The 11,646-nt window shown below is 66.0% G+C and carries 11 protein-coding genes; 1 reads left to right on the top strand and 10 read right to left on the bottom strand.

From position 1 onward, the window contains the following. Positions 1 to 72 precede the first annotated feature (72 nt). The 7 genes from L1080_RS31790 to L1080_RS31760 form a co-directional block, all read right to left on the bottom strand. Positions 73 to 984 carry a L,D-transpeptidase gene (locus L1080_RS31790; protein ID WP_250776542.1) on the bottom strand — a complete coding sequence of 304 codons (912 nt, stop codon included), beginning with the start codon at positions 982 to 984 and terminating at the stop codon, positions 73 to 75. Between the two features lie 164 nt (positions 985 to 1,148). After that, positions 1,149 to 2,834, bottom strand: a complete 1,686-nt coding sequence (locus L1080_RS31785) for an FAD-dependent oxidoreductase (RefSeq protein WP_250776541.1) — start codon at positions 2,832 to 2,834, stop codon at positions 1,149 to 1,151. 125 nt (positions 2,835 to 2,959) lie between these two features. Then, complete coding sequence (locus L1080_RS31780) at positions 2,960 to 3,181, bottom strand: dodecin (RefSeq protein WP_250776540.1); 222 nt, start codon at positions 3,179 to 3,181, stop codon at positions 2,960 to 2,962. A 17-nt stretch (positions 3,182 to 3,198) separates the two neighbouring features. Then, positions 3,199 to 4,404, bottom strand: a complete 1,206-nt coding sequence (locus L1080_RS31775) for a serine hydrolase domain-containing protein (protein ID WP_159924073.1) — start codon at positions 4,402 to 4,404, stop codon at positions 3,199 to 3,201. 90 nt (positions 4,405 to 4,494) lie between these two features. Then, on the bottom strand, positions 4,495 to 5,010 hold the full coding sequence (locus L1080_RS31770) for a DUF6764 family protein (protein ID WP_159924071.1): 516 nt from the start codon (positions 5,008 to 5,010) through the stop codon (positions 4,495 to 4,497). A 56-nt stretch (positions 5,011 to 5,066) separates the two neighbouring features. Beyond that, complete coding sequence (locus tag L1080_RS31765; RefSeq protein WP_250776539.1) at positions 5,067 to 6,095, bottom strand: DNA polymerase domain-containing protein; 1,029 nt, start codon at positions 6,093 to 6,095, stop codon at positions 5,067 to 5,069. Then, a complete protein-coding gene (locus L1080_RS31760; RefSeq protein WP_250776538.1) occupies positions 6,095 to 7,138 on the bottom strand; it encodes an ATP-dependent DNA ligase in 1,044 nt (347 codons plus the stop codon). Before L1080_RS31760 ends, L1080_RS31765 begins: the two co-directional genes overlap by 1 nt. Before the next feature lie 170 nt (positions 7,139 to 7,308). Here L1080_RS31760 and lppU point away from each other — a divergent pair, with 170 nt between their 5' ends. Further along, positions 7,309 to 7,899 (top strand): LppU family putative lipoprotein, encoded by a 591-nt coding sequence (gene lppU / locus L1080_RS31755; protein ID WP_159924065.1) that lies wholly within the window; start codon positions 7,309 to 7,311, stop codon positions 7,897 to 7,899. A 6-nt stretch (positions 7,900 to 7,905) separates the two neighbouring features. Here the strand turns inward: lppU and L1080_RS31750 are convergent, their stop codons facing one another. The 3 genes from L1080_RS31750 to L1080_RS31740 all read right to left on the bottom strand — a co-directional run bounded on the left by L1080_RS31750 (position 7,906) and on the right by L1080_RS31740 (position 11,602). Continuing rightward, positions 7,906 to 9,714, bottom strand: a complete 1,809-nt coding sequence (locus L1080_RS31750) for a zinc ribbon domain-containing protein (protein ID WP_250776537.1) — start codon at positions 9,712 to 9,714, stop codon at positions 7,906 to 7,908. 113 nt (positions 9,715 to 9,827) lie between these two features. Next, positions 9,828 to 10,376: a recombinase family protein gene (locus L1080_RS31745; protein WP_284708814.1), complete on the bottom strand. Its 549-nt coding sequence runs from the start codon at positions 10,374 to 10,376 to the stop codon at positions 9,828 to 9,830. A 95-nt stretch (positions 10,377 to 10,471) separates the two neighbouring features. Further along, a complete protein-coding gene (locus L1080_RS31740) occupies positions 10,472 to 11,602 on the bottom strand; it encodes a magnesium and cobalt transport protein CorA (RefSeq protein WP_109333359.1) in 1,131 nt (376 codons plus the stop codon). Between the last annotated feature and the right edge of the window lie 44 nt (positions 11,603 to 11,646).

Genomic DNA, 11,646 nt, shown 5'->3' with positions numbered 1-11,646 from the left:
ACGCCCCGCTTGGAAAGGCCGTAGCCCGCACAGCGAACTGTGCGGGCTACGGCATGGTGTTTGGGATCAGATTCAGCGGTTCCAGTCACCCAGACCGTCGGAGCCGCTGAGCACGCCGCCGGCGGTGTTCTGCACGACCACGGCGTCGCCTTTCTTGGAGTTCTCGTAGAACCACTTGGCGTCCTCGGTGCTCACGTTGAGGCACCCGTGGCTGACATTGGTGTTGCCCTGCGCGTCCAACGACCACGGCGCAGCGTGGACGAAGATGCCGCTGTACGACATGCGCGTGGCGTACTCGACGTAGGTGCGGTACCCCTCTTCGGAGTCGACCGGCACCCCGTACGTGGACGAATCCATGTACATGTCGCGGAACTTCTCGCCGATGATGTAGGTGCCGTTGGGGGTCTCGTGATCCGGCTTACCCATCGAGGTCGGCATGGTCTTGACCACCTCACCGTTGCGGGTGATCGTGATCTGCTTGGTGTTGTCGTCGGCGGTCGCCACCAGGGCGTCGCCGATGGTGAACGTGGAATGCGCGTCTCCGGCATCCACGGTGACCTGCGTGTTGGCCGGCCAGAAGTCGGTGGGCTTCCAGCGCACCTGGCTGTCGTTGATCCAGTAGAAGCCACCCTCGACGGGCTGGCTGGTGGTGACCTTGATGGCACGCTCGGCGGCGGCGCGGTCACCGATCGCCTCGTTGAACCGGATGATCACCGGCTGCGCGACTCCCACGACCTCACCCTCGCCGGGGTTGAGGGACGGTGCCGAGAAGTTGGCCGGCGCGGGCGCCGGTTCGGGTAGCGGAAGCTGTGGGGCGCTGGGCAGACCGGGAAGGGTGGGAATCTCCGGTCCACCGGGGAACAGCGGGACGGCCTGAGCGGGTCCTACCAGCGCCGTTCCGGAAACCACCACTCCGGCCACTGCGACGGCGACGCGCGATGACCAGCGCTGATTCCGCGAAGTACAGATTCCTGTCTTGCCCATATGACCACTCTCGTTCGACGACGTGTGTTGACGCGCGTCCCCGACGGACCTAACAATCGCGCACTGCCATTAACACACATCATCCGGCGCCGAGCAATTTACCCGCAATCGTTGCCGCTCTGCGCCCTGTGAGTACTTGTTATCACTGGAGTGTTAAGAAGTGCTCACGGCGAGGTGTCGGCACGGGCTGCGGCCAGCATGCTGTCGATCGTCACAAGCTTGGTGCGGGCCCGGCCCGCGGCCCGGCCCCCAGCACGCTCGGTCTTGTCGATACGCTGCCAACCTTGGTAGTCGATCGCGTCGGGCGCACGTTCGGCAATCAACCGGTCGAGGGCCTCCCGGTCTTCGGGCGCGTCGAGCCGGCCCGCCGAGAAGTCATCGATCACCATGTGCACGGTCTCGGCCGAGCAGTACTTGTTCGTGCCGATCACGCCTGTCGGGCCCCGCTTGATCCACCCCGCCACGTACACACCGGGGATCGGCGTGCCCGACTCCGGGTCGATCACCCGCCCGTTCTCGTTGGGGATGACCCCGCGTCGGTCGTCGAACGGGAGCCCCGCCACCGGACGCCCCCGATAGCCGATCGATCGCAGAATCAGCCCGGTGTCGAGCGTCTCGATGACATCCGACGGTTTGGCACCGAGAACCCCGGAGGCGTCCGCGACCATCTCGTTGCGGGCGATCCGCACGGATTCGACGTGCCCGTCACCGAGGATGTCGACCGGTGAGGTGAGGAAGCGAAGCACGATGCGCTTGCGTGAGGGGTCGGCGGTTCGCTGCGCGAACTCCTCCACCTGCTTCACCTTCAACTGCAGCGACGGCTCCGCATCGTCCGCGTCGACGAGTGCACGGCTGGCCGGATCGAGCACGGCTTCCTCGGGGTCGACGACGACGTCCACGTTGGGCATCCGGCCCAGGGCAAGGAGTTCGGGGTTGGTGTATGCCGCCTGGGCAGGACCCCTGCGCCCGAGGATCACGACCTCCCGGATGTTGCTCGACCGCAGCGCTTCGAGCGCATGGTCGGCCAGATCCGTGGTCGCCAGGACATCGGGATCGGTGACCAGGATCCGGGCCACGTCGAGCGCCACGTTGCCGTTGCCGACGATGACGGCGCGCTCGCCGGAGAGGTCGAAGGTGCGGTCGGCGTAGTCGGGATGGCCGTTGTACCAGGCGACGAACTCGGTGGCCGCATGGCTGCCCGGCAGATCCTCGCCGGGTATGTCGAGCCTGCGGTCACCCGCAGCGCCGACGGCGTAGATCACGGCGTGGTGGTGCCGCAGCAGTTCCTCGTGGGTGACGTCCTCGCCGACTGCCACGTTGAAGTGGCAATGCACATTCCGTTTGCCCACTGCCGAACGGAACTGATCGGTGACACCCTTCGTGCCCGGATGATCGGGGGCGACACCGGCGCGCACCAACCCGTACGGGGTGGGCAGGCGCTCGAACATGTCGACCTCCATGCGCGGTTTGGCGGTCAGTTCCATCGCGGCGTAACAGGCCGCGGGACCGGACCCGACGATCGCGACGTGCAGCGTGCCGAGCGCGGCGTCGATCGACGGCAGCTTCACCGGATCCGGCCAGTCGGGACCGATGGGGTGTTTGGTGTAGTACTGCGCATTGATGTCGAGGTAGGGGGCGTCGACTTCTTCGAGGTCGTTCTCCGCATAGATCGCCTCGACCGGGCATTCCTCGACGCAGGCACCGCAGTCGATGCAGGTGTCGGGGTCGATGTACAGCATTTCCGTGGTCGCGAACGGTTTCTCGTCCGGTGTGGGATGGATGCAGTTGACCGGACAGACATCGACGCACGAGGCGTCGTTGCAGCAAGGCTGCGTAATCACATAAGTCACGGCTCTCCCCTACCTGAGTACACGCAGTCCGACGTCGACTGAAGCCCAGACTATAACGTGTTCCACTTTTGCGCGAGGATGTGACGAAGGGGACGTTCGCCGGGACAGCGTCCGTCCCCCTCCCGTCAGACCGCTCCGCCCGGCTCCAGCCGGAATCCGACCTTGAGTGTCACCTGGAAATGCGCCAGCGCACCATTCTCGATGTGGCCCCGTGTCGAGACCACCTCGAACCATTCGAGGTTGCGTACGGTCTCCTGCGCGCGCCCGATGGCGTTTTTGATAGCTCCGTCGATGCTGTCTGGCGACGAACCTACGACCTCGACGACCCGGTACACGTGATCACTCATCATGATTCCTTTCGTGGTTACTTGTCGTGACGTACGAGCGCTTGCGCTTCGACCCCGAGCCGCGCCAGACGCAGATCACCGAGAGCGGTGAACGAACTGCCGAGCCGGTTGGTGACGAAGCCGAGGGACAACCCGCTGTCCAGGTCCGCATAGGCCCCGGACCCGCCGACGCCGTAGTGCCCGATCGCGTTCCGTGGTTGCTCTCGGGACGCCAGGATCGGGCGGTGATAACCGAGCGACCACTGGGGCCGGATACCGAGCACGTAATCGCGGTCGCGGGTCTGCACGGTCGACATCTGCTCGATGGTGGATCGGCGCAGGAAACGGCGTCCGTCGAGCACACCGCCGTTCGCGATCGCGCCGTACATGCGGGCGAGGGCGCGGGCACTGAACACACCGTTCCATCCCGGCATCACTGCGCCGTGCACGGCCGGGTTGCGCACCAGCACGTCGAATCCGGTGGGCATGGCCGCCTCGGCGAGCCCGCGCGTGGGGCCGACGCGCGCGAGGACGGTGGACGTGAGCTCCCAGTTCAATCCGGCGGGGTTGATGTGCGGAAACAGCTTTGCGATCCGTGGCCGGTGCTGCTCCGGGACCAGGTACCAGAAGTCGTCGATTCCGAGGGGACCGGCGATCTCCTCCTCCACCACCTGGACGAACGGTTTCGCCGTCACCCGTGCGACGAGTTCGGCCACCAACCACCCGTAGGTGACGGCGTGATATCCGGGACCGCGGAGTCTGCGTGGGTCGGCCGGGGTCGACGCGAGAGCCTGCACGACCGCGTCGTAGTCGAGTAAATCGAGTGGGCTGCGCATCAGACCTCGCACTCGATGCAAACCGGCGCGATGTGTCAGCAGGTCGCGGACCGTGATGGCGTCCTTGCCTGCCGCACCGAACTCGGGCCAGTAGTCGGCCACCCTCGCGTCGTAGTCGAGCAGACCGCGCTCGGCGAGCCTGTGCACGACGGTGCTGGCCACCCCTTTGCCCGTCGAGAACGACAAGGCGACGGTGTCGCGGTCCCAGCGGCGATCACGATCGGCCCAACCCGCCCAGATATCCAGCACCTTCTCGCCGCGGAAATACGCGGTGAGGGCGCCGCCACCCTGCTGAGGTTGCCGGTACATCGCGAAGAAGCGGTCGGCGAGGGGAAGGAACCGAGGGTCGACATGCAGCTCGGTCCGGGGCGCGGCCGCGGGCCTGTGACTTCGAACGCTGGTCGTCATCGACCACCTCCGATCTACTGCCGCTTCATGCGGCAGATGCGTCAGCCCATTGTGACTGCCGTCACCATACGACGCCGACCGGGGGTGTGATCAGGAAACCCGCCAGACCGTTACCCCATCGGTGAAACATGCTTGACCTGCAAGGAAATTGATGGCAAGCGCCGGCCCGCCGGAGCACACGACACCGCGGGCCGGGTCGGCGACGAGGGCCTGACCCCCGGGGCCACTCAACACCAGCGCGGGGCCTGATCCGGCGACCGTCCCGATGGCGACGCTTTTCGGTCCGATCGCGATCGCGGCAACGCCGCCGCCGCGAGCTTCGGCGGCCCCGACACCCCCGCCAACGCCGGCGCCGAGTGCCGCCCCCGCCTCGGCGGCGTCGGCGAAACCGACACCATCGTTGCCGAGCGCTGCAGAGTTGCTGCTCGGGTCGGATTTTGCGCCGCACGCGGTGCGGTCGATGATCGAGGTGGTGTCGCGGCCCGGAGGCGACACGCAGGACAACGATCCTGCCGACGCGGTGGCCGGCGTCGTCATCAGAGTTCCGAGTGCCGTCGCAACGACACCGAGAACGAGTCCGGCAGCACCGGCTGTCGAACGCTCCATGAAGACCTCCCCATGTTCGGACGCAAGTCGCCCGCCTGAGCGTACGTCAGCGTCGGCTACTTTCGGTCTCGGTCCCGACTCGGTTGCACTCGCTTCGGTTCGCCCGGCATCTTGGGATAGTTGGGCGGGTACGGGAGATCGCCCAGGCCGTTCGCGGCATCCCGGTCTGCCATGTCGACTAGGACGTCGAGCGACTGCTCCACGTCACGGATGGTCGCCATGGGGTCTCCACGCTTGCCGAGCAGGGCGGGCACGGTGGCGATGGTGAAGTCGTCGGGGTCGACGTCGACGAGTTCCGCCCAGGTCACCGGCGTCGATACCGTCGCGATAGGAGTCTTGCGGGCGGAGTATGCGGAGGCGATGGTCTTGTCGCGCGCATTCTGGTTGAAGTCGAGGAAGATCCGTTCGCCGCGTTCCTCCTTCCACCACGACGTGGTGGCCCGGTCACCGCTGCGCCGCTCGATCTCCCGCGCGAGGGCGATGCCCGCCCGGCGCACCTCCACGAAGTCCCACCGCTGCGCGATGCTCAGATAGATGTGCAGGCCACGACCACCGGACGTCTTCGGGAAGCCGACCAGGCCGAGCTCGTCCAAAAGGGGCTGCACGACTTCGAGAGCCACCGCACGGGCATCGTCGAAGCCGGTGCCGGGCTGCGGGTCCAGGTCGATTCGCAGCTCGTCGGGATGGTCGACGTCGGGGCAGCGGACCGCCCACGGATGGAAGGTGATGTTGCCGAGGTTCGCAGCCCACACGATGTCGGGTGCGCTGCGGACGCGTAATACGTCCGCCTTTCGTCCTGACGGGAAAGTGACCTCGCAGGAACCGACGTGTTCCGGACGCTTGGCCGGCACCCGTTTCTGGTAGATCTCCTCGCCTTCGACTCCGTCGGGGAACCGCTGCAGATGCGTCGGCCGGTCCCGCAGCGCATCCAGCAGCGCACCCTGCAGGGCGACGGAGCGGTAGTACTCCACGAGGTGCCGTTTGGTGCCACCGTCCGCACCGAGTTTCGGGTAGTAGATCTTGTCGGGGTTCGACAGGCGAACGGCGACGCCGTCCACGTCGAGTTCGACGGCCGGGCTCGCCATCACGAACCTCCGGCCAGCACGTCGGCAAGGTCGTATCGCACCGGAACCTCCAGTTGTTCGAATGTGCACTCGTCGGGCGTCCGGTCCGGTCGCCAGCGCAGGAACCGCGCGGCGTGCCGGAAGCGTGCGCCTTCCATCTGGTCATACGCCACCTCCACGACCCGTTCAGGTCGTAGTGGCACCCATGTGCGATCGTTGCCCGACCGCCAGCGGGTGGGCTCACCCTCGGCGACGACGTCGTCCCCGACCCGCAGCTCTTCCAACTCGGCGAGCAGTTCGATTCGCCTCGCCGAGGTGAAGGCCGACGCACCGCCCACCATCGACAGCTGGTCACCGTCGTAGAGCCCCAGGAGCATTGACCCGATTCCGGGCTGGCTCTTGTGTGGCCGGTAGCCGATGACGACGCAGTCGGCGGTGCGGGCGTGCTTCACCTTCACCATTTCCCGCTTGTTCGGCAGGTACGGCCCGGCGAGCTTTTTCGCCACTACTCCGTCGAGGCCGGCGCCCTCGAACGTCTGGAACCACTCGGTTGCCAGCTCGCTCGACTCCGTGGCCGCGGTGACATGGCAACTGGGACCGCCACCGACGGCGCCGACCAGCTCCTGTCTGCGAATCGAGAAGTCCTCACGACTGAGATCCCGGTCGCCCAGGACCAGCAGGTCGAAGGCGACGAACTGAGCCGGGGTCTGCTCCGACAACAGTGTCACCCGGCTCTCCGCCGGATGAATGCGCTCCGACAAGGATTCCCAGTCGAGCCGGGTGTGGCCGTCGACAGTGCGGGGCACCACGAGCTCACCGTCCACCACACAGCGCTCCGGGAGCTCCGCGACGGCGGCCCGGACCATCTCGGGGAAGTACCTGGCCAGGTCTTTTCCGCCACGGGAGCCGAGCACCACCTCGTCACCGTCCCGGAAAACGAGGGCCCGAAAACCGTCCCACTTCGGCTCGTACGACCACACGAGACCCGACTCCGGTTGCGTCGGAACGGACGACGCGGACTTCGCGAGCATCGGTTGCAGAGGAGGCATCACGGGGAGATCCACCCGTCCATAGTGTCATTACGATTGGTAAATCGGTGACCGATGTAATCAAATAATGCGCGACACGGCATGCGCGTGGAGCCCGGGATGGCAAGCGGTCATCCGGGAAAGTCGGTGGCACCGCCATCCCGGGATTCGGGTGGCACTGCCATCCAGAACGAGGTGGGGTTGAGATGGCAGGTCTGGTTCGGCGGGTGTGCACCGCGGTCGTCGCACTGTCGGCGACGGCGGTTCTCGTCACGGGGTGCGGCTCGGAGGTCACTCCCACGGCAGTGCCGGAGTCGGGGGCTTCGGCCACCACCACTGAGTCGACGACCGTGATCGACGGACAGGAAGGTGAGGACGCCGGCGGAGACGTCGACTTCGAAGTAGCGATCGGCGAGTGCGTCAAGCTCGGCGGCACGATCACCGACGCCGAGATCGACAAGGCGGCGTGCGGCAGCCCCGAATCGAACTACAAGGTGATCGCCAAGGCGGAGCAGAACAGTCAGTGCATCAGCGACGCCGACTCGTACTACTACGAGACCCTCGGCGGAGTCGAGCAGGGCGCGATCTGCCTCGACGTCGACTGGGTCATCGGCGGATGCATGGACGTCGGTGGTGAGGATCCCAAGCGCATCGAGTGCACCGACCCCACCGCCGTCGACGGGGTGAAGGTGACCGAAATCGTGCAGGGCGCCACGTCCGTGGATTCGTGCACCACGTCCTCCAACGGCTACGAATACCCCGAGCGCAAGTTCGTCGTCTGCGTTGACGAGCTCTGACAGCGTCTACTTAAATCTCATACTATCTGCCACTGACGCGGCCGATGCCGGAGATGTAGGTACTTCACGGCTACCCGTAACAACATGCGATGCTGGTGCGGGTTTGACCGTGTCCCACACCGACGCTCGAGGTGCAGGAACAATCTTTTTCTGATTCACCCCCGCCTGGGGTGTCGCGGTGGGAACACTGCGGCGGACCCGGCGATGACGCGGGCGGCTCGGGGTGGGACTGGTCTTGTCGCGGCACTGCCGGACCGGCGCATGCGCGGTAACCCGAATCTCCGGGTTCTTCCCGCGCTTGTGAACAACTTTGCTGCGCCCGAGTAGTGCACGTTTGGCGAGGTTCACCCCTGCTACGTGGTCACGATTGCCGCCGACATTGCACCGTGGGCACCATGCCCGGTGATAGCCGCCTGGGCGGGAGAGTGTGTCGTTGCAGCCCGGGCACAGTGCCGACGTGCCGCGTGCCGGGACGGACACCACCGTCACACCGACCCCCGCGGCGGTGTGTGCGAGAGCGTCGACGGCTTTGCGGCGGGCGGACTGCGCGGCCCGGTTGTTGTTCACCCGGCCGTGTCCCCGGGTTTCGAGGGTGGTGAGGTCTTCGACCCCGATCACCGTCGCGCCCGCCGCGGTAGCGTAGTCGGTCACTTCCCGACCGAAGTGGAAGGCGAGTTCACGGTTGATCTTGCCCCGTTTGACACCGACCGCGGCGCGGTGGGCGTCGAGGACCGCGATCTTGCCTTCAAGTTCGGCGCGCACCTCGGGTGGTGCGGTCGCGGCGAGCCGCGTCAAACGTGCGGCTTTGCGGTGCAGGTGTTGGCCTTCCGCTTGCAGCCGGGCCAGCTTGATTCCCAGGCCCCGGTCGTCGTAGGTGAAGCCCCGGTAGTCCGAGACCAACCCGTCCTGGCGTTCGGTGACGATCGCGGCTGCTCCGAGGGTGGCCGGTGACCAATCCACCCCCACCGCCGTCGATCCCGACGTCAGATCGGGTGCTGGAACAGATTCGGTGGCCGCGCAGCGCAGCAGCAGGCCACGGTGGTCGAGGACGAGAGTCGGCAGATGCCAGTCCGTGATTGCTCTGGTGTGCAGGTGCGGTGGGATCGCGGCGATCAGGCGGACCCGCTGCCACTGCGCCCGCCCGGCCGGGGCCGGATTCGTGGGAAGTTTGACCGTCAACGTCAGCACGGCGTCGGTGACGGCGATCTGGGAGAGTTGCTTGTCGGCGGCCGAGAGCCTAGCCATCACCGAAGTTCGCGGCGGTCTCTGCACATCGGTGATCCGCAGCCGTTCATGGCTCGCATCCCCGGCCCGGCGGAAGCGCGCTCTCAGCTGCCGTACCACGCCGCGGGTGAAACCGGCCGGCACACACTCACCCGCGGCAGTCGGCGGCGCCAGTCGGCCGGTGACGGGATCGAACCTGGCCGCCAGCGACCCGATGGCGGTGTCCCGATACGCCAAGGTACGCAGAGTGCCGACCGTCTGGGAGGTGACCACCCGGGTTACCCGCGAGGGCACGTACACCCCGGTCGGGTAGCTCGGGTGCCAGCCCAGACGCGCCGCAGCGACATGCCCCTGCATCGGGAGCTTCCGGTCCGAACCGTCACGGCCGGCGGCGAGGACATCGAAGGTGGCCGGGTGCCACAACCGTGACACCAACTCAGACTCGGCACACGAAATCAGGTTCAGCATCCACCGGACACGAAGGTCGATGGTATCGAGCCCGATCGAGGTGTCGGTAGCGTCGTCGACCGCCGCGTACGGGCGGGTGGTGAACGAGAACTGACGCGGCACAGTGAACCCGGCAACAGTCATCGGCTATCCCTCCTCCAACCTCGCTGCCGCATCGCCCGAGAAGTCGGCGTTGATTCCGTTTCGACCGCAGCCGGTAGAACCGGCCCGAAAACGACGCGAGCAATGCATTGAAGTCATCCATCAACTCCTCCCCCAGCGATGTGTCGCCATGCTCCCGCAACACCTCGACCGTAACCCCGACCACCGACAAAAAACCTTTCGATCCAGGCGACTCCGAACCGGGCCAACCGATCCCGCCACACCACCCGCACCACCGTGAAGTAGCCTTGGGCGGCGTCGTCGAGCATCCGGTCCACACCGGCCCGCGTTTCCCTCACACCAGAACCGCGATCCCTGCACACCCGGAACACGGCCCCGGAAGCGCTCTCGCGCAACATCGACTCCTGATCGGCGAGCGAGGACTCCTGCCCCGTCGAGCCGGACACCCGGCACCACAACGCTTCCACCCGGTCGGCCGGAGCCTTGTCCAGGGCAGGAGGACGGCCGAGGTAGGCATCGAGGTCAGTGCGATCAAACACGCGCTGGCCGGAACCTGTACGCCGGGAGGGCAACCGGCCTTCCGACGCGGCCTTACGGACGCCCACGACTGACATGTTCAGATACGCCGCGGCCTCACCAATTCGCACGAATCGAAAGTAGCAAAAAGAATCAGGGAGTATCATATGTCACATCAACTGTTGAGAGCCCGAGGCTGCGGGTCGATGAGCTTTAACTAGTTGTCAGGTCGGCTGCGGGAATCACCCGCAGCCGACCTCGCTCACAACCAGCCACGCCGTTTGAAGATGGTGTATAGGCCCGCGCACGTGAGCATCATCAGCGACAGGGCGAACGGATACCCGCCCACCCAGTGCAGTTCCGGCATGTGGTCGAAGTTCATGCCATACACCGTCCCGATGAGGGTGGGGGCGAACAGGATTGCCGCCCAGGCCGATACCTTCTTGATTTCCTCGTTCTGCGCGTAGCTCGCCTGGGTGAGGTTCCGCATCTCCTCGTTCTGTTCCTGCGACACCAGAGTTGCATTGACGGTGAGGATGTTGCCGAGCAACTGACGGAACCCGTCCGCCCGCTCCACGACGACCGTCGCGTGATCGGTGACGTCGCGGAGATACCGCTGCAGCTCCTCGTCGGTGTTGTACTTCTCGAATCCCGCCGACAGCCCGCGCAGCATTCCGAGCAGCGGCCTTGTGGCCCTCTGGAATTCGATGACCTCGCGCGTGAGTTCGTAGATGCGCCGCGACACACCGGGTTCGCCGCTGAACACTTCGGTTTCGATCTCGTCGATGTCGTTCTGCAGTCCCGACACCACCGGGGCGTAGCCGTCGACCACCGCGTCGAGGATCGCGTACAGGACCGCCTCGGGTCCCAGCTTCAGCAGGTCCGGGTTCCCTTCCATCCTCCTGCGCACCGCCGACAGGTCGGGTGACTCACTGTGCCGCACGGTGAGCACGAACGTCGGCCCACAGAAGATGTGCAGCTCGCCGAATTCGACGCGCTCGGTTTCGTCGCAGTACCGTGCGGCCCGCAGCACCACGAACAACGTTTCGCCGTAGCGTTCGAGTTTGGGACGCTGGTGCGCGACGATCGCGTCCTCGACGGCCAGCTCGTGGAGATCGAATTGCGCTGCTGCAGCGTACAACTGGGCGTCGTTGGGCCGGTACATGCCGATCCAGGCCATCGACGATGCGTCCGGCAAGCTGCCCAGCGCTTCCGACAGCGTGGCCGGTGTGGCGATCTTCTTTCCGTCGCGGTAGACGGCGCTGTTGACCACAGTTTCTTCGGCGGGCGTCGGTTCGGGTGCGCGACGCGGGGTGACGTGACCGGTTTCGGCGTCGGACAGACCGGCGGAACGGCTCGGGAGCAGCGAACGAATGGGACGCAATTGTGGCATGGCACTGGTCTTTCGAGGAAGGATATGCAGCGCGGCAAGTGGAC

It is taken from the genome of Rhodococcus sp. MSC1_016 (assembly GCF_023667485.2).
Lineage (GTDB): Bacteria > Actinomycetota > Actinomycetes > Mycobacteriales > Mycobacteriaceae > Rhodococcus_F > Rhodococcus_F oxybenzonivorans.
This window is presented reverse-complemented; position numbering and strand designations above follow the sequence as displayed.

What these genes read in the sequence shown, in the direction of transcription:
- L1080_RS31790 (WP_250776542.1), bottom strand. Translation starts at nt 984, where the DNA reads ATGGGCAAGACAGGAATCTGTACTTCGCGGAATCAGCGCTGGTCATCG.
- L1080_RS31780 (WP_250776540.1), bottom strand. Translation starts at nt 3,181, where the DNA reads ATGAGTGATCACGTGTACCGGGTCGTCGAGGTCGTAGGTTCGTCGCCA.
- L1080_RS31775 (WP_159924073.1), bottom strand. Translation starts at nt 4,404, where the DNA reads ATGACGACCAGCGTTCGAAGTCACAGGCCCGCGGCCGCGCCCCGGACC.
- L1080_RS31770 (WP_159924071.1), bottom strand. Translation starts at nt 5,010, where the DNA reads ATGGAGCGTTCGACAGCCGGTGCTGCCGGACTCGTTCTCGGTGTCGTT.
- L1080_RS31765 (WP_250776539.1), bottom strand. Translation starts at nt 6,095, where the DNA reads ATGGCGAGCCCGGCCGTCGAACTCGACGTGGACGGCGTCGCCGTTCGC.
- lppU (WP_159924065.1), top strand. Translation starts at nt 7,309, where the DNA reads ATGGCAGGTCTGGTTCGGCGGGTGTGCACCGCGGTCGTCGCACTGTCG.
- L1080_RS31750 (WP_250776537.1), bottom strand. Translation starts at nt 9,714, where the DNA reads ATGACTGTTGCCGGGTTCACTGTGCCGCGTCAGTTCTCGTTCACCACC.
- L1080_RS31745 (WP_284708814.1), bottom strand. Translation starts at nt 10,376, where the DNA reads ATGATACTCCCTGATTCTTTTTGCTACTTTCGATTCGTGCGAATTGGT.
- L1080_RS31740 (WP_109333359.1), bottom strand. Translation starts at nt 11,602, where the DNA reads ATGCCACAATTGCGTCCCATTCGTTCGCTGCTCCCGAGCCGTTCCGCC.